Source organism: Mesorhizobium norvegicum (genome assembly GCF_004919685.1).
Lineage (GTDB): Bacteria > Pseudomonadota > Alphaproteobacteria > Rhizobiales > Rhizobiaceae > Mesorhizobium > Mesorhizobium norvegicum.
On the sequence record NZ_SMYZ01000080.1, the window covers coordinates 1 to 16647 of the forward strand.

14 protein-coding genes and 1 pseudogene are annotated in these 16647 nt (G+C 62.6%); 5 read left to right on the plus strand and 10 right to left on the minus strand.

The window, feature by feature from the left end; genetic code table 11:
- Window positions 1-102 precede the first annotated feature (102 nt).
- On the plus strand, window positions 103-1299 hold the full coding sequence (nhaA, locus tag FCU66_RS29915; RefSeq protein ID WP_136617446.1) for a Na+/H+ antiporter NhaA: 1197 nt from the start codon (window positions 103-105) through the stop codon (window positions 1297-1299).
- A 31-nt stretch (window positions 1300-1330) separates the two neighbouring features.
- Here nhaA and FCU66_RS29920 read toward each other — a convergent pair whose 3' ends face one another.
- A complete protein-coding gene (locus FCU66_RS29920; protein WP_050580417.1) occupies window positions 1331-1831 on the minus strand; it encodes an MmcB family DNA repair protein in 501 nt (166 codons plus the stop codon).
- 526 nt (window positions 1832-2357) lie between these two features.
- Here FCU66_RS29920 and FCU66_RS29925 point away from each other — a divergent pair.
- Window positions 2358-2561, plus strand: coding sequence for a hypothetical protein (locus FCU66_RS29925; protein ID WP_136617445.1), 204 nt, complete (start codon window positions 2358-2360; stop codon window positions 2559-2561).
- A gap of 456 nt (window positions 2562-3017) precedes the next feature.
- Here FCU66_RS29925 and FCU66_RS42685 read toward each other — a convergent pair.
- The 4 genes and pseudogenes from FCU66_RS42685 to cueR form a co-directional block, all read right to left on the minus strand.
- Window positions 3018-3405: pseudogene (locus tag FCU66_RS42685) on the minus strand (sunset domain-containing protein).
- A complete protein-coding gene (locus FCU66_RS29935) occupies window positions 3405-3737 on the minus strand; it encodes an SMR family transporter (protein WP_136617444.1) in 333 nt (110 codons plus the stop codon). The pseudogene FCU66_RS42685 and the gene FCU66_RS29935 overlap by 1 nt, the downstream one beginning before the upstream one ends.
- 436 nt (window positions 3738-4173) lie before the next feature.
- The gene (locus FCU66_RS29940; protein ID WP_136617443.1) at window positions 4174-4482 is read right to left on the minus strand and encodes a protamine-2 (modular protein); all 309 of its coding nucleotides are present in this window, start codon (window positions 4480-4482) and stop codon (window positions 4174-4176) included.
- A 357-nt stretch (window positions 4483-4839) separates the two neighbouring features.
- On the minus strand, window positions 4840-5262 hold the full coding sequence (gene cueR, locus FCU66_RS29945) for a Cu(I)-responsive transcriptional regulator (protein WP_136617442.1): 423 nt from the start codon (window positions 5260-5262) through the stop codon (window positions 4840-4842).
- Window positions 5263-5485: 223 nt separating this feature from the next.
- Here cueR and FCU66_RS29950 point away from each other — a divergent pair, with 223 nt between their 5' ends.
- A complete protein-coding gene (locus FCU66_RS29950; RefSeq protein WP_136617441.1) occupies window positions 5486-6103 on the plus strand; it encodes a L,D-transpeptidase in 618 nt (205 codons plus the stop codon).
- Window positions 6104-6283: 180 nt separating this feature from the next.
- Here FCU66_RS29950 and FCU66_RS29955 read toward each other — a convergent pair whose 3' ends face one another.
- The 3 genes from FCU66_RS29955 to trpS all read right to left on the minus strand — a co-directional run bounded on the left by FCU66_RS29955 (window position 6284) and on the right by trpS (window position 8792).
- Entirely contained in the window at window positions 6284-6853 is a 570-nt protein-coding gene (locus FCU66_RS29955; RefSeq protein WP_136617440.1) for a NifU family protein, read from the minus strand.
- 275 nt (window positions 6854-7128) lie between these two features.
- Window positions 7129-7620: a universal stress protein gene (locus FCU66_RS29960; protein ID WP_056590042.1), complete on the minus strand. Its 492-nt coding sequence runs from the start codon at window positions 7618-7620 to the stop codon at window positions 7129-7131.
- 104 nt (window positions 7621-7724) lie between these two features.
- Window positions 7725-8792: a tryptophan--tRNA ligase gene (gene trpS, locus FCU66_RS29965; RefSeq protein WP_136617439.1), complete on the minus strand. Its 1068-nt coding sequence runs from the start codon at window positions 8790-8792 to the stop codon at window positions 7725-7727.
- Window positions 8793-9215: 423 nt separating this feature from the next.
- On the opposite strand from trpS, the gene FCU66_RS41360 reads away from it, so the two are divergent.
- Complete coding sequence (locus FCU66_RS41360; RefSeq protein WP_168991827.1) at window positions 9216-9383, plus strand: hypothetical protein; 168 nt, start codon at window positions 9216-9218, stop codon at window positions 9381-9383.
- Between the two features lie 31 nt (window positions 9384-9414).
- Here the strand turns inward: FCU66_RS41360 and murJ are convergent, their stop codons facing one another.
- On the minus strand, window positions 9415-11013 hold the full coding sequence (murJ, locus tag FCU66_RS29970) for a murein biosynthesis integral membrane protein MurJ (RefSeq protein WP_136617438.1): 1599 nt from the start codon (window positions 11011-11013) through the stop codon (window positions 9415-9417).
- A 46-nt stretch (window positions 11014-11059) separates the two neighbouring features.
- Entirely contained in the window at window positions 11060-13864 is a 2805-nt protein-coding gene (locus tag FCU66_RS29975) for a [protein-PII] uridylyltransferase (RefSeq protein ID WP_136617437.1), read from the minus strand.
- Window positions 13865-14130: 266 nt separating this feature from the next.
- Between FCU66_RS29975 and FCU66_RS29980 the strand changes: the two genes are divergently transcribed.
- Entirely contained in the window at window positions 14131-16635 is a 2505-nt protein-coding gene (locus FCU66_RS29980; RefSeq protein WP_136617436.1) for a heavy metal translocating P-type ATPase, read from the plus strand.
- The last annotated feature ends 12 nt before the right edge of the window (window positions 16636-16647 follow it).

The following is a 16647-nucleotide window of genomic DNA, read 5'->3' on the forward strand; positions in this document are numbered from 1 at the left end:
CTATACGGGGAGAGGATGCCGGCAGGCAGGTGAGGGGCAGCGCAAACGCCTGTAAAAAGGGTAATGCGGCAAAGTCGAAATTAGCTGCTTAACGGAGGCGACATGCAAGACTTGAAGCAGCGGCCGGTTTCCGTCTTCCGCGAATTCCTCGATGGCGAGGCGGCCGGCGGCATCATCCTGATGGGGGCCGCCGCCCTGGCGCTGATCGTTGCCAATTCGCCGCTCGCCGAAACCTACTTTTCCGCGCTCCATGCCTATCTCGGCCCGCTCAGCGTCTCGCATTGGGTCAATGACGGGCTGATGGCGGTGTTCTTCCTGCTCGTCGGGCTGGAGATCAAGCGCGAGGTGCTGGACGGCCAGCTCTCGACCTGGCCGCGACGCGTCCTGCCCGGCATTGCCGCCGCCGGCGGCATGCTGGTGCCGGCGCTGGTCTATGTCGCGATCAACCGCAACAATACGGCGGCACTGTCCGGCTGGGCGATCCCGACCGCCACCGACATCGCCTTCGCGCTCGGCGTGCTGTCGCTGCTCGGCAGCCGCGTGCCAGCCTCGCTGAAGGTCTTCCTCACCGCGCTTGCCATCATCGACGATCTCGGCGCCGTCATCATCATCGCCATCTTCTACACCAGCGGCCTGTCGCTCGCTTATTTGGGTGCTGCCTTCGCCGTCATTGCCGTGCTCGTCGTGCTCAACCGCATGCGGGTGATGACGCTGGTTCCCTATCTCGTGCTCGGCGTCATCCTGTGGGTGCTGGTGCTGAAATCCGGCGTCCATGCTACACTTGCCGGTGTGGCGCTGGCGCTGACCATCCCGCTCGAACGCTCCGCCGGGATCGGCCACGATCTCGACCATTCGCCGCTGCACCGGCTCGAGCACGGCCTGCACAAAATAGTGCCCTTTGTCGTCATCCCGATCTTCGGCTTTGCCAATGCCGGCGTTTCGCTCGCCGGCCTGAGCTTTGGCGCATTGATCGAGCCGTTGACGCTGGGTGTCGCCGCCGGCCTGGTTGTCGGCAAGCTGGTCGGCGTGTTCGGCTCCTCGGCACTTGCCATCCGGTTCGGTCTTGCCGACCTGCCCGCCAATGCCGGCTGGTCGCACATGATCGGCATCTCGCTGCTGTGCGGCATCGGCTTCACCATGAGCCTGTTCATCGGCCTGCTCGCCTTCGCCAGTGATGTGGCGCTGCAGGACGCGGTCAAGGTCGGCATCCTCGCCGGCTCCTTCATCGCCGCCATCCTCGGTGCTGCCGTGCTTTTGATGGCGCCGGCGGTTGGTGGGGTGGAAGAGGGCGAAGAGTAGGGCGAAAACCTACTCGGAGTAAGGCGAAAACCTACTCGCTCTCACCCTCCAGTGCCGGCACCGACACGCCGGCGAGTTCCGCCGCCAGCAGCCGAGAGGCGCCGGCGCGCGCGATCCGCAACATCAGCGCCTTGCGCGTTGCCGCCGCCATGCGGTGTTCGGGCGCGTCGCGCAGGATCTCGGCGCCGTAGCCGTCGGAGAGGATGAAGCCGCATTCCTGGGGAAAGATTTCGGAGGGCACGCCGGGATGGGTGGCGAAGAAGAAGCGGTCGGAGTGCAGCCGGTAGTCGGGCCATTTGCGGTCGACCCGGAAATCCTCGATCGAGGATTTGATCTCGATGATCCAGATGTCGCCCTGCCGGGTCAGCGCGACGAGGTCGGCGCGGCGGCCGGTGGCCAGCGACAGCTCGGGCAGCACATGCGCGCCCATGTCCATCAGCAGCCGCTGCACGCCGCGCCGCACCAGCATGGCGCGTTCGGACTGGCGACCGTCGATGAGCGGGTTGATCGGGATAGGGGAAATGATCGGCATGGCGGGCACCATGCCAGATTTTGTTCACGGTTTGAACCTGTTTTATGCAGGCGATTATCCGGTTGACAAACTCAATGTTAAATAGGAATATATACCTGAAGTCGGCACCCATACGTATTTGACAAGCCAGGCTGCGCAGGTACGCCTTAGCCGCGCGCTTACAGGGGCACTTATGGCCGAAAGAAGTAAAACTGCGGACGCGGTCCTCAAGGGTCTTTTGATCGCACAGGTGCTTGTTGGGGGCGCTTTCATTGGCTTTTGGCTATGGGCTGGGAAAGCCACCATCCCAAAGCACGGCGGTGGCTGGCATGTCCTTGATCGGGTCCAAGACCCGTACCCCTATTGGTTTCTACTCATCGGAATTTCATTCGCCCTCATAGCGTTGCCAATCCGGTATCTCTACCAGGGCCCGCCGAAGCGCTAGGCGCTACCCAGGAGGCCCTTATCGACCGGCCATTGTATATTTGACATACCCGGATATACCCAAAAGAAGTCAGGCATTGATCCTTGAAAGATTGAACTTGCGGTGCTTACCGTCGCTTCCATGGGGACGAGCGACGCAAAATCGAACAGCACCGAAGGCGAACAAATGTGGGCCTTTGACCTTGACGCTCTGCGCAAGGCTTTCAGAAAGTCCGTTCAGGAGCACAAAGTCACGGCGGCTGATTGGGCGGAACACGCCAAGCAGTTCCTCGAAAAACAAAGAGATCGTCAGCGCAAATCGACTTGATGTGTCGCGCCGATCAACTTCCGTTGTTAACTACAAGACAGCGGGACCAAAGTCTTGCGCCTCACCAAGGTCTGACGTTTCCGCGAATGTCCACTGGACGTTCCGTTATGCTAGCCAAGCTCGATATATGCCCAAAAGGATGGCCGGTGCTGGGGTATGCTAGGGGTTGAGTAGGCACCGGCCATCGCGGGATTAGGCTTTGGCGATTGGGATCGTCCCCCGCATTGCCTAAGCTGTAGATACATTAGAGATTACTCAATTAAGGCTGAAGTCCCTACACAGTCGTAGAAGGCCTTGACCCCGTAGAGGCCAGCCTTATGTGGTGTAAGACGGCGGGACTAAAGTCTTGCGCTCCACGCGCAAAGGTCTGGGAGGACTGCAAAGGTTCCACATATGTTTGTTGGATGTTCCTCATTTTAGTCAATCAGCATATATTGATTGCCGCAACGTAATGACCTATCGCCTCGCCTTACGCCAGCCTGCGGCGCGTGCTTCCGTCTCCGAGCAAAACCAGCGCTCACCATGGTGCGGGCTTATCCTCGTCTCCCATTATTGCTCCTGGCCGGGGACATGGTAAATGTGCTCCCCGGTGTTGATGCTGATATTGCCTTTGATGTTGCTCGTGCCGGATGCGCCACTGGACTTGCCGCCCAGCCAACCGGTGGGCAGGATCCGCGACGGCTTCGAGGCTGCCTGGACTTGCCGTGGCCAGCGCGGCCAGAGACACCATCACCAGCGCGAACAGGCACTGCAGCGGCCACAAACGCCGCCGCCGCTTCCCGGCGCTCTTGCGCCAACGGTCGGCCTGACCGGGTAACGCGCACCTGACAAACCCGGCCCAAATTAATGGGCGCTCGTTTTGGACAGCAGGTTTAGAACCAATACGCCAGCCAGGATCAGGCCCATGCCGACGAAGCCTGCTAGGTCGGGTCTTTGCCCATAGACAATCCAGGCGACCAACGCGACCAGAACAATGCCGCCGCCCGCCCATATTGCATAGGCGACGCCGACCGGTATCCGATCCAGGACCTGGGATAGAAAGAAAAATGCCGCCGCGTAACCGAGCAACACCAATATCGACGGGCCAAGCCGGGTGAAGCCCTCTGAGGCTTTCATAGCGCTCGTTGCGACGACCTCACCGATAATAGCCAAAGCAAGAATGGCATAAGCGGGCATGAGAGAAACCTCCTTTAATGGGAGGCATCCAATGATCAGAACTCTACAGCGACGTCACGTTCACTTTCCCGTGATGGCGCTGGCCAGCTCCAGCTGGTGCATGGCCGCTTTCATTAAATTAGCTAGAGCGAATATAATTAGAAAGTGATATTTTGGGAGGCAGCCGGAGCTCCCCCATCACACCCCGCTCCGGTCAGGCCCGGTAGCCGTCCACCCAAAGGAAAGGCTACCGGGCCGCTCCCTTCCAGTCGAGGCCCGTGTGGCGTTTGCAACCAACCCATGGCCCGCTCGTTGACCAATGCTGGGTTGATCCCCTGGCACTCCAGAACCTGCCCGCTGCCCGACGGTGGCGGGCCTTTTTCCTTGGCTGGAAATCTAGCTGATGGCGACAACGAAGGCCCGGCAAATACCGGAGCCTTCGCGTTGCCGGTTCTCGTCAGAAGCGGATCCAGAAGGATCTGCGGAAGCATCTGCGGCGCCAGTAACCGTGGCGCCAGTAGCGACGGCAAACCCGTCTCCAATGGCGACGGCGCCTCCTGCGATACCAGCGCACGGGCTCGATGCCGTCTTGCAGATCAGGACCATCCTGGTCGAGGATATCGTCGGACGGTCTGTCGAGTTCATCGAGAATGCCGGGTCCCGAATTCGGGATGCCGGCCAACGCGGTGGCGGGACGCGCAACAGCGACCACCGCCGCAGCGCCTACCAGTCCAAGCATTCCAGTCAGAAACAATCGCCGATCCATGCCAAACCTCCGCCGTTGATCATTGCGACAAGGAAGACATAGAGCGGCAGGTTGGCGTGCACAGATGCCGAAGAAAATTGTGTCAATTGAACTGTCGTGCCGGCGGTGACGGGCTTTTTAGCGCCTGCTTGACAATCCGCGCGCCCAAATGCACCCCCTGGGCGATCAGGGGACACTTCATGAAGAAGACATATGAACGACCGAAGCTGGTGAAGCGCGAAAGGCTCACGACCGTCACGGCAATCGTGTGCGTTTCAGGCTGCCCGGTTTGACCGAAGCCGCAGGCCCCAACAGGTCATAGCCCCCTGTTTCTTGGGGTCATCCCTTCGATAAATCGGCCTCGTCGGCGTACGGTCCTTATGCGGGCGCCGAGGCGCCCTTGTCGCTGAGCAACGCCGCGCCCGCCATGTCATCAAGGATCGGGCAATCCGGCCTTTCGTCGCCGTGGCAGGCATGGATCAGTTTCTGCAGGGTCAAGCGCATCGACTGCAACTCGCGCACCTTCTCCTCGATCGCCGTGACATGGGCGGCGGCGATCTCGCGCACGTCGTGGCTGGCGCGGCTGCGGTCCTGGTAGAGCGCCATCAGCTGGCGGCAATCGTCGATGGAAAAGCCGAGATTGCGCGCGCGGCGCAGAAAGGCCAGCCGGTGGATGTCCTCTCCGGAATAGTCGCGGTAGCCGTTGGCGGCGCGAGCTGGAGCGATCAGGCCGATCTCTTCATAGTAGCGGATGGTCTTGGCCGGTAGGCCGGAGCGGTGGGCGGCGTCACCGACGTTCATGACGGTTCTCCTCGATTCTCAGGGGGCCCGCGGACGTGGCCCCTTGAATTTCCTTCACAATCCTGTGAGGGCTGTTGCCGAAATGCCATAGTGATACGCTTACCAGCACGTCGACTCCGGCATATAGGCATCGCGCGCTTGGCAAGCAAAGCAAATGCCAGCATGAATGATGATGAGAAAGCGGCCGACTCGTGCCGCCGAAGTTGGGGCACCGGATCACCTGATGCGCATGAAGTCGTTTGCAATCGTCGCCGCGTTGGCGCTTTCCACTGCTATCGCCGGTTGCAGCACCATCGGCTCGCAGATATTTTCCAACGACTATGGCGCGGTCACCGACGCCGGTTACCAGCTGCCGCGCATCCCGATCGAGAAAGTGCCGATGAAGTACCATCGGCAGGAAGTGAACTACGACAGCCCGGAAAAGCCGGGCACCATCATCGTCGATACGCAGAACAAGTTCCTCTACTTCATCGAGGGTGACGGTAGGGCAATTCGCTACGGCATCGGCGTCGGTCGCGAGGGTTTCGAGTGGCACGGCACCGCCCATATCGCGCTGAAGCGCGAGTGGCCGACCTGGACGCCGCCGAGGCAGATGATCCAGCGCCAGCCCGAACTGGAAAAGTTTGCCGACGGCATGGAGCCTGGCCTGAAGAATCCGCTCGGCGCGCGCGCCATGTACCTGTTCAACAAGGGCGGTGATTCGGGTTATCGCCTGCATGGCAGCCCGGAATGGAATTCGATCGGCAAGGCAATGTCGTCAGGCTGCATCCGCCTGATGAATCAGGACATTATCGACCTCTATGACCGCGCCTCGGTCGGCGCCAAGGTCATTGTTCTTTAGATCATGATGCCGAGAAACCGGTACCGGTTCTCGGCAAAATCATGATCAGATAGAGGCAGCTTTCGTACGCGGACCGTCTAGGCAACAACGGACGTCCCAAACAGAAAACCGGGCAATTTGGCCCGGTTTTTTGTTTTTTGCGATGGAATTTGTTAGCCGGCAAGACGGCAAGCTGAACGGTCAGGAGACCTGTTCGACCTGCTGCACCTCGGGCACGAAGTGGCGCAGGAGATTCTGGATGCCGTGCTTCAGCGTCGCCGTCGATGACGGGCAGCCGGCGCAGGCGCCCTTCATGTGCAGGAACACCGTGCCGTTCTCGAAGCCGCGGAAGGTGATGTCGCCGCCATCCTGGGCGACCGCCGGGCGCACCCGCGTATCGAGCAGTTCCTTGATGGTGATGACCAGTTCCTCGTCGGCCTTGTCGTAGAACTCGCCGGTCTGGCTGGTCTCGGCGGCTGGGCCGGCCTTGACCATGACAGGCGCGCCGGACATGAAATGCTCCATGATGGCGCCGAGGATCGCCGGCTTCAGATGCTGCCAGTCGGGGCCGTCCTTGGTCACGGTGATGAAGTCATAGCCGAAGAAAACACCGGTGACGCCGGCAATCTCGAACAGCCGGCCAGCCAGCGGCGAGGCAACGGCGGCGCTGTCGGCATCGCGGAAATCGGCGGTGCCTTCCAGAAGCACCTCCTTGCCGGGCAGGAATTTCAGCGTCGCCGGGTTTGGCGTCGATTCGGTCTGGATGAACATGGCCATCTCCGTGCCCATTTCGGGCATCTAGTTTGGAATAATTCTAAATAGGCTCTATTGGCTGGACATTCAAGCGAAACGCATCGCCGGAACGGCTGGCTGGCGGAATGTTTTTTCGGCTCTTACCACACTTTGAGGTGTGTTGAGATTCAGGTCAGGCCGAGCCGAAAATGGTGGTGTCCGAGAACCGGAGCGGAGCGTACTTTGGTACGTGAGCACCGGAAGCGCAGGTATCAGCCATTTGCAAGCCGGCATCACCTGAAGATCAATACACCTCAGGCTAGACTGTCTATTTCCTCGTCCGACAGGTTCTGCGGCACGACGGTCACCGGGATCGGGAAGGCGGCACCCTTGCCGGCGACAGCGCCGACCAGCGGCCCTGGGCCTTCCTTGCCCGCACCGGCGGCCAGCACCAGGATGGCGATGTCCTGGTCTTCTTCGATCAATTTGTGGATCTCTTCCGTCGGCTTGCCTTCGCGCACCACCATCTCCGGCTCGATGCCAAGCTTCTGGCGCACCTTGTTGGCATAGGTGTCGAGTGCTGCGCGCGCCGTGGCGGTCGCCTCCTCGCGCATGATCTTCTCGACACCCAGCCAATGCTGGAAATCATCCGGCTCGATGACATAGAGCAGCACCAGCGTGCCGCTGGTGCTCTGCGCCCGCTTCGAGGCGTAGGCGACGGCGCGCTCACACTCCGGCGTGTCGTCGATGATCGCCAGGAACTTGCGGCGATGGCCGGCTTCGCGGCTGAGGCGTTTGGAGACCATGTCTATCTACTCGATGCCATTTCGGCCGCAATCTGCCACTGCGGCGGACCGGCGGCAAGCCGCCGGCCTTGTGTCTGTGTTGGTGCGTGCACCCGACGTTGGGATCAGCCCTGCAGCAGCCCGATGATGTCGCGCACCGTCTTCATCGTCGCTTCGGCCAGCACGCTGGCGCGTTCGCCGCCGTCCTTGAGCACCGCGTCGACATAGGCACGGTCGTCGGAAATGCGGCGCATCTCGCTGGCGATCGGCGCCAGCTTTTCCACCGCAAGGTCGGCCAGCGCCGGCTTGAACACCGAAAACTGCTGGCCGGCGAATTCCTTGAGCACATCCGCCTTCGACATCTCGGCGAGACCCGCATAGATGCCGACAAGGTTTTCCGCCTCGGGCCGGTTGGCCAGGCCGTCCAGCTCGCTCGGCAGCGCTTCCGGGTCGGTCTTGGCCTTGCGGATCTTCTTCGAGATGGCGTCGGCGTCGTCGGTCAGGTTGATCCGCGACAGATCCGAAGGGTCCGACTTCGACATTTTCTTGGAACCGTCGCGCAACGACATGATGCGCGCCGCCGGCCCGCCGATGACCGGTTCGGTCAGCGGGAAATAGCCGTTCACGGTCTCTTCGCCGACCTGCATCTCGACGCCGACGCCAAGGGCGGCGATGCGGTCTGAGAAGTCGTTGTTGAACTTCTGCGCAATGTCGCGGGTCAGCTCCAGATGCTGCTTCTGGTCCTCACCCACGGGCACGTGGGTGGCACGATAGAGCAGAATGTCGGCAGCCATCAGGCTCGGATAGGCGAGCAGCCCGAGCGATGCGTTCTCGCGGTCCTTGCCGGCCTTGTCCTTGAACTGCGTCATGCGGTTCATCCAGCCGATGCGCGCCACGCAATTGAAGATCCAGGCAAGCTCCGCATGCTGCATGACACGCGACTGGTTGAACACGATGTGCTTCTTCGGGTCGATGCCCGAGGCCAGGAATGCCGCGGTGATCGACCGCGTCTGGTCGGCGAGGTCTTCATGGACGAGTTGGGCTGTCAGCGAATGCAGGTCGACGACGCAATAGATGCAATCGGACGTGTCCTGCAGGGCGACGAATTTCTTGATGGCGCCGAGATAGTTGCCAAGATGCAGATTGCCGGTCGGCTGGACACCGGAAAAGACGAGTGGCTTGAAGGCGGTCATGATTGTCCTCATGGCTTGTGGAGGGCCGTTTCGCGCGCGGCGAAAGTCTTTCGACGGCGCGCTTATGGACGAAGGCGTGGAGCGGATCAAGGGGCGGTTGGCGATCGCCGCACAGCGACCGCTGAAGGTCGGACTGGTTGTTCATGTTGCTGGCATCGCTTGTTGCGCCTGTCTCTCGCCATGACAGGTTGGCGCCGCCCCTCATTGTCCTGCCGGACATTTCTCCCTGTATAGAGACGGGGAGAAAGACGCCATCATCGCCGGTTTCGCCACTCGCCAGCGTTGGCAGGGGAGCGCCGTCGTCGCGCTCAGCTACTTTCTCCCCGTTTACGGGGAGAAATGCCCGGCAGGGCAATGAGGGGCGGCGCCGACATCGACATGTATGATGACGTGTCCCGCATATGATCCAGATGAGAAAATAGGATGCCTGCGACCGTTAACGACGAGGAAGCGCTCAAGCGCCGCCGCGACCGCGAGACGCCGCTGGAGACAGCGGTGCGGCTTCGGGCCGAATTCGGAATCAGACTTAGCGAGCAGGCAGGCGAACCGCTGCCGCGCTCGGTCTACGACGAGTTGTCTGGCGAAGACTGATGCTTATCGACGGGGGGCGCGACAGTCAGTCTCACGGATCTGGAGACTGTTCCCTAGTCGGCGGCGATCCCTTCCGTCTGACGTTGCGCCGGATCATGCCGAAATCGGCGCCGCCGGTGGCAAACGCGGTGATGAAATAGAGCAGCGCTCCGCCGGCAACCAGCGACAGCAGCGTCGTCGCCTTGACCATCAGCGGCGAGCCCGGCCCGAGCCTGATGGCGAACCAGTGCTCGGCAAAATAGAGCGCCGCGCCCATCACCACCGCCGACAGCACCAGCCGCGGAATGCGTTTCATCAGCGGCACGTCGCGGCCCCAGTGGCCGCGCCGGATCAAGACGCCGAGCAGCATCAGCGCGTTGACCCAGCCGGCGACGGCCGAGGCCACCGCAATGCCGGGCGCGCCCATCCGTGGAAACAGCGTCAGCGCCGTGGTGACGTTCACCGCCACCGAGATGGCGGCAAACATCATCGGCGTGCGCGTGTCCTCGCGGGCGAAATAGCCTGGGGTGAACGCCTTGATCAGCACGAAGGCCGGCAGGCCGAGGCCGAAGATCGCCAGGATCGCCGCCACTGTCGGCGTCGAGCCGTTGGCGGCAAATGCGCCGCGCTCATAGACCAGCCGCACGATCGGCTCCGACATCACCCAGAGTGCCGCCGCCGCCGGCAAGGTCAGGAACAGCGTGAATTCGACCGAGCGGTTCTGCAGATTGGCCGCTTCGATCAGATTGCCCGACTTCAGCGCCCGCGACAGCTCGGGCAACAGCACGATCGCCACCGCCACGCCGACCACGCCGAGCGGCAGCTGGTAGATGCGGTCGGCATAGGCGAGCGAGGACACCGCGCTGTTCTGCGCCGAGGCGATCGCCGTGCCGATCAACTGGTTGATCTGGGTGATGCCGCCGGTGATCGCCGCCGGCAGCGCCAGGATCAACAGCCGCTTGACGGCGGGCGTCATTTTCGGACGGCGGAAGCCGATCGAGATGCCGGCATGGCGCACCGCCACCCAGACGATCGCTAGCTGCACCAATCCGGCGGCAAGCACGCCCCAGGACAGCCCGTAGCCGACTGTAAGGGCGTCGGAGCCCTTGTACCAGGCATAGCCGAGCACGCCGATCAGGATGACGTTGAGGAACACCGGCGCCACGGCGGCGGCGAAGTAGCGGCGCAGCGAATTCAGCATGCCCGCCATCATGGCGCCCAGCGACATGCAGATAAGATAGGGGAACATGATCGTCGCCAGCGTCACCGTGGTGTCGAATTTCCCCGGTGTGCTGGCAAAACCCGGCGCCACCAGATAGCGCACGATCAGCGGCATCGACAGTTCCATGACGATGGTCAGCGCCAGCAGCGCCGTGAACAGCACGCCGAACACTTCCTCGGAAAAGCGCTTGGCGCCGTCGGTGCCGTGGGTCTCGATCTCCTTGGCGAACAGCGGCACGAAAGCGGCGTTGAAGGCGCCTTCGGCAAACAGCCGGCGAAAGGTGTTGGGAAACTGGAAGGCGGCGTTGAAGGCGTCGGCGACCGGTCCGGTGCCGAGTGCGGCCGCCATCAGCATCTCGCGGCCGAAACCGAGCGCGCGGCTCATCAGCGTGCCGGAAGCGACCGTTGCGAATTTTTTGACGAGGCTCATGCGTTTGGAGACTGCCTACAGGATAAGGACAAAGTGATGGTGGCGGTCACTCGGCAGCCGTCGCCCTGGCCTTGCCGCCGCGTTCGGGCACGATGCCTTCGAGCGTCGCCATCAGCCGGTTGCGGATGGTGGCGATGCGGGCCGGGCTGTCGATCTTCTGGCCGGTGAGATCGGTGACATAGAAGGTGTCGATGACCTTTTCGCCGAAGGTGGTGATGTGGGCCGATGCGATGTCGAGCGACAGGTCGGAAAGCGTTCCGGTGATCTCCGACAAGAGCCCCGGCCGGTCCAGGCCTTCGACCTCGATAACCGAAAAACGGTTGGAGAGCGTGTTGCGGATTTCGGCGCGTGGCGGGATCTTGAACACCTTGGCGCCACGCCGCGGCTTGGTGCGCTTCTCGATCATCTCCGGCAGCCAGCTCTTGCCCGACAGCACGTCCTCGATCAGCCGGCCGACACGTTCGGCACGTCGGCGCTCGTCTTCGTCGCGGTCGAATTCTCTCGAGATCAGGATGGTGTCGAGTGCGCGGCCGTCCGACGTCGTGAAGATCTGCGCGTCGACGATGTTGCCGCCGGCTCCGGCGCAAGCCCCGGCGATGACCGACAGCAGACGGGGATGGTCTTGCGCCAGCACGGTGATTTCGGTCACCGCCTCGAACTGGTGGGTCTTGACCATGGTGGCGAGCTTGTTGCCCGCCACATCCGCCTCGCGGATGAACTCGGCATGGCGCAGTTGGTCGGCGAGATCGACGGTCAAAAGGTAATTCTCGTAGTGCTGGCCGACATAGCGCTTGCGGGCCTTGTCCGGCCAGTCGGCAAGCGCCTCGGCCAGACGCTCGCGCGCCGCCGCCGTGCGCTGGGCGCGCGACACTTCCGAAAACCCGCCGGTCAGCAGCAATTCGGTCTCGTAGTAGAGCGTGCGCAGCAACTGGCCCTTCCAGCCGTTCCAGACACCGGGTCCAACGCCCCTGATGTCGCAGACGGTGAGGATCAAAAGCATCTTCAGCCGCTCGACCGACTGTACGATCGCGGCGAAATCCTCGATGGTTTTGCGGTCGTTGAGGTCGCGGGTCTGCGCCGTCATCGACATCACAAGGTGGTTCTCGACCAGCCACGCCACGGTTTCGGTGTCGGCTGGCGATAGCCCCATATGCGGACAGATGCGACGTGCGATCCTGGCGCCGGCCTCGGAATGATCCTCCGGCCTGCCCTTGGCGATGTCATGCAGAAGCACGGCGACATAGAGCGCCTCGCGGCTCTTCTTCAGTCCCGGCATCAGCGTGTGCGACAGGGGATGGATCTTTTCGCCGTCGCCGCGCTCGATCTCGGCCAGCACGCCGATGCAGCGGATCAGGTGCTCGTCCACCGTATAATGGTGGTACATCGAGAACTGCATCATGGCGACGATCTTGCCGAAATCCGGGATCAGTCTGCCGAGCAGCCCGGCCTCGTTCATGCGCCGCAGATTGAGTTCGGCATTGCGGTCCGACGTCAGGATGTCGAGGAACAGCCGGTTGGCCTCCTCGTCGCGCCGCAGCGACTTGTTGACCAGGCCGAGCGAGCGGGTCAGCAGCTTCAGCGCATCGGGATGGAATTCCAGGCCGTGCTTGTCGGCGAACCAGAACAATCTCAAAAGATTGACCGGATCGCGCTCGAACACCTGGTCGTCGGCGATGTTGATGCGGTGGTTGTCGACAATGAAGTCGGAGGTGCCGGCAAGCTTGCGCTTGCGCCGCGAGAAGGTGAGGAAGATGCGGTTGAAACCCGGCACGTGCTTGGCCTGCTCTTCCTCGAGCGCGGCACAGAAGATGCGGGTCAGGTCCCCGACATCCTTGGCGACGAGGAAGTAGTGCTTCATGAAGCGCTCGACCGCCGACAGGCCGGGGTGCGTGGTGTAGCCCAGCCGCTCGGCGATCTCGCGCTGGATGTCGAAATGCAGCCGTTCTTCGGCCTTTCCGGTGAGGAAATGCATGTGGCAGCGTACCGCCCACAGGAAATCCTCGGCCTTCTGGAACTCCCGGTATTCGCCCTCGGTGAAGACGCCCTTGTCGACCAGCTCCTCGCCGGTGCGCACCCGGTAGAAATATTTGCCGATCCAGAACAGCGTCTGCAGGTCGCGCAGGCCGCCCTTGCCGTCCTTGACGTTGGGCTCGACGAGATAGCGGCTTTCACCGGCCTTGGCATGGCGGTCGTCGCGTTCGGCAAGCTTGGCCTGGACATATTCGGGGCCGGTCGTGCGCACCACCTCATGGTCGAAGCGCAGCATCAGTTCGTCATAGAGTTTTTCGTCGCCCCACAGGAAACGCGCTTCGAGGATCGAGGTACGGATGGTGACATCGGTGCGCGACAGGCGCAGGCATTCGTCGATGTTGCGGGTGGCGTGGCCGACCTTCAGCCCCAGATCCCACAGCATGTAGAGCATGTATTCGACGGTCTGTTCGCCCCACGGCGTCTGCTTGTAGGGCAGCAGGAACAACAGATCGATGTCGGACCCGGGCGCCAGCGTGCCGCGGCCGTAGCCGCCGACAGCGACGACGGCCATGCGCTCCGCCGAAGACGGGTTCTTGACCCGGTAGACATGCGTGACGGCGAAATCGTAGAGCGCCCGGATGATCTCGTCCATGAGATGCGACAGCCGCGCCGCGCAGGCGCTGCCGCCGCCATCCTCCCGCAGCATGCGCTCGGCAATGGCGCGTCCCTCTGCCAGCCGCCCCTTGAGCAGTTGGAGCACACCGCTGCGCGCGGCCTGTCCGGAACCGTCGCCCGCCGTGGCCGCGGTCAGCGCGGTCATCTCGCGGCGCAAGGCTTCGCCGTCGATCAGTTCGTCGAGCTTCAGGGAGATTCTTGCCATATGTCCAGGTCGGCCTTGCCTTTTCGGCGGCGTCTATAGCGCGTTTTCGCGGCGCTGGGTATGGGGCGGGAGGACGAGCTCTCCGCGGTGGTCGAATGGGATGATTTTTTCTTCTTTCTAACAGGATCGATGCATTTGGGGTTGGAAGAAGCGGCGGCTTATTAGCACGCGCTACGCCATGAAATGAGAAAATTTTATCCCTTGACCTTCCAGTTACTGGAAGCCCTATCTCCGCGTCACACACCGATCCATCGAGGCATTTTTGAATGACGCATTCCAATCACGATCATCACGCGCATGGCAGCTGTTGCTCGGCAAAAGGCGCCGCGCCTGCCGCGAAGGCCGTTGTTCGCGATCCGGTCTGCGGCATGATCGTCGACCCGGCCGCCGGCAAGCCGACGGCCGAGCATGACGGCCATTTCTATCATTTCTGCAGCCAGGGCTGCCGCACGAAGTTCGTTGCCGAGCCGGAAGAATTCCTGACGGCCACCGATCCGGTCTGCGGCATGAGTGTCGATCGCGCGACAGCCAGGCACTTTGCCCGCCACGAAGGTCAGGGCTTCTATTTCTGCTCCGCCGCTTGCCAGGCGAAATTCGAGGCGGAGCCGCAAAAATATCTCGGCGACAGGCCGGCACCAAAGCCGATGCCCAAGGGCACGCAATACACCTGCCCGATGCATCCCGAAATCATCCGCGACAAGCCAGGATCCTGCCCGAAATGCGGCATGGCGCTGGAGCCGATGGGGGTGCCGACGGGCGATGAAGGGCCAAATCCCGAGCTGGTCGATTTCACCAGGCGGCTCTGGGTGAGCGCTGTCCTGTCGGTCCCCCTTCTGATCATCGCCATGGCGCCCATGATCGGCCTGACGTTTGAAGGCCTGGTCGAGGACCGGACGAAGGTCTGGATCGAGCTGGTCCTGGCAAGTCCGGTGGTGCTTTGGGCCGCCTTCCCCTTCTTTCACCGCGGCTGGGAGTCGCTGGTCAACGGCAGCCCCAACATGTGGACGCTGATCTCGCTCGGTGTCGGTGCTGCCTATCTCTACAGCGTCGTCGCCACGCTGTTTCCCGACATTTTCCCGCATCAGTTCCGCGGCCACGGCGGTGCGGTGCCGGTCTATTTCGAGGCTGCCGCCGTCATCGTCGCGCTGGTTTTCCTTGGCCAGGTGCTGGAGCTGCGCGCCCGTGAGAAGACCGGCTCGGCAATCCGCGCCTTGCTTGATCTCGCGCCGAAGACCGCGCGGCTGATGGCAGCCGACGGCTCCGAAAGCGATGTGCCGCTCGACGCGGTCAAGGCCGGCGATCGCCTGCGCATCCGCCCCGGTGACGCCGTGCCGGTCGACGGCACGGTGCTGGAAGGCCGTTCCTCGATCGACGAATCGGTGATCACAGGCGAGCCGCTGCCGGTCGAGAAGGCCGAGGGCGATGCCTTGACCGGCGGCACGCTCAACAAGAACGGTTCGCTGATCATGCGCGCCGAGCGGATCGGCGCCGAGACGACGCTGGCGCGAATCGTCGAGCTCGTCGCCAAGGCGCAGCGCTCGCGCGCTCCGATTCAAGGGTTGGCCGATCGCGTTTCTTTCTACTTTGTCCCGACTGTCGTCCTTGTCGCGATTGCTGCTTTCATCGCCTGGGCGGTGTTTGGACCCGAGCCCAGCCTGATATTTGCCATCGTCTCGGCGGTGTCGGTGCTGATCATTGCTTGTCCCTGTGCGCTCGGCCTCGCCACGCCGATGTCGATCATGACCGCCACGGGACGCGGGGCGCATGCCGGCGTGCTGATCAAGGAGGCCGCCGCGCTCGAACGCTTCGCTTCCGTTGACACGCTGATCGTCGACAAGACGGGTACGCTGACCGAAGGCCGGCCGAAACTGACCGATGTCGTTGCGGCAAATGGTTTTTCCGAGGACGAATTGCTGGCGCTTGCCGCCGGTCTGGAGAAGGGGTCGGAGCATCCGCTGGCCGAGGCCATCGTCGACGGCGCTGCTGCGCGCGGCGTGACCGTAGCTGAGGCCAGCGGCTTCGAGGCAGTCACCGGCAAGGGCGTGTCCGGCACCGTATCGGGAAAGCGGGTAGCCCTCGGCAATGCCGCGATGATGGCGGATCTTGGCATCGATATCGCATCCATCTCAGCGAGGGCCGAGGCGCTGCAGACCGATGGCAAGACGGCGATGTTCGTCACTGTCGGCAACAGACTGGCCGGCCTCGTCGCCGTCGCCGACCCTATCAAGGCAACGACGGCCGAGGCGATCAGGGCGCTGCATGACAGCGGCTTGAGGATCATCATGGCGACCGGTGACAATGAGCGCACGGCCAACGCCATCGCCAGAAGCCTTGGCATCGATGAGGTTCGCGCCGGCCTGCTGCCGGAACAGAAGGCAGCGCTCGTCGATGAGCTGCGCGCCAAGGGCAAGGGCGTTGCCATGGCCGGCGACGGCGTCAACGACGCACCGGCTCTTGCCGCCGCCGATGTCGGCATCGCCATGGGCACCGGCGCCGATGTCGCCGTCGAAAGCGCCGGCATCACTTTGGTCAAGGGCGACCTCAACGGCATCGTGCGCGCACGCACGCTGGCTCAGGCGACGATCCGCAACATCCGCCAGAACCTGTTTTTTGCCTTCCTCTACAACGTGCTTGGCGTGCCGGTCGCAGCCGGCGTGCTCTATCCGCTCACCGGCACGCTTCTGTCGCCGATGCTGGCGGCGGCGGCGATGAGCCTGTCCTCGGTGTCGGTGATCGCCAACGCATTGCGGCTGAGAACATTGAAACTCTGAGCCAAGCCCCCA

Excerpts from the sequence above, each read along its gene's own strand:
- FCU66_RS29920 (WP_050580417.1), bottom strand. The coding sequence starts at position 1,831 with ATGCCGATCATTTCCCCTATCCCGATCAACCCGCTCATCGACGGTCGC.
- FCU66_RS29935 (WP_136617444.1), bottom strand. The coding sequence starts at position 3,737 with ATGCCCGCTTATGCCATTCTTGCTTTGGCTATTATCGGTGAGGTCGTC.
- FCU66_RS29950 (WP_136617441.1), top strand. The coding sequence starts at position 5,486 with ATGCGCATGAAGTCGTTTGCAATCGTCGCCGCGTTGGCGCTTTCCACT.
- murJ (WP_136617438.1), bottom strand. The coding sequence starts at position 11,013 with ATGAGCCTCGTCAAAAAATTCGCAACGGTCGCTTCCGGCACGCTGATG.
- FCU66_RS29940 (WP_136617443.1), bottom strand. The coding sequence starts at position 4,482 with ATGGATCGGCGATTGTTTCTGACTGGAATGCTTGGACTGGTAGGCGCT.
- FCU66_RS29960 (WP_056590042.1), bottom strand. The coding sequence starts at position 7,620 with ATGGTCTCCAAACGCCTCAGCCGCGAAGCCGGCCATCGCCGCAAGTTC.
- nhaA (WP_136617446.1), top strand. The coding sequence starts at position 103 with ATGCAAGACTTGAAGCAGCGGCCGGTTTCCGTCTTCCGCGAATTCCTC.
- cueR (WP_136617442.1), bottom strand. The coding sequence starts at position 5,262 with ATGAACGTCGGTGACGCCGCCCACCGCTCCGGCCTACCGGCCAAGACC.
- FCU66_RS29955 (WP_136617440.1), bottom strand. The coding sequence starts at position 6,853 with ATGTTCATCCAGACCGAATCGACGCCAAACCCGGCGACGCTGAAATTC.
- FCU66_RS41360 (WP_168991827.1), top strand. The coding sequence starts at position 9,216 with ATGCCTGCGACCGTTAACGACGAGGAAGCGCTCAAGCGCCGCCGCGAC.
- trpS (WP_136617439.1), bottom strand. The coding sequence starts at position 8,792 with ATGACCGCCTTCAAGCCACTCGTCTTTTCCGGTGTCCAGCCGACCGGC.
- FCU66_RS29980 (WP_136617436.1), top strand. The coding sequence starts at position 14,131 with ATGACGCATTCCAATCACGATCATCACGCGCATGGCAGCTGTTGCTCG.
- FCU66_RS29975 (WP_136617437.1), bottom strand. The coding sequence starts at position 13,864 with ATGGCAAGAATCTCCCTGAAGCTCGACGAACTGATCGACGGCGAAGCC.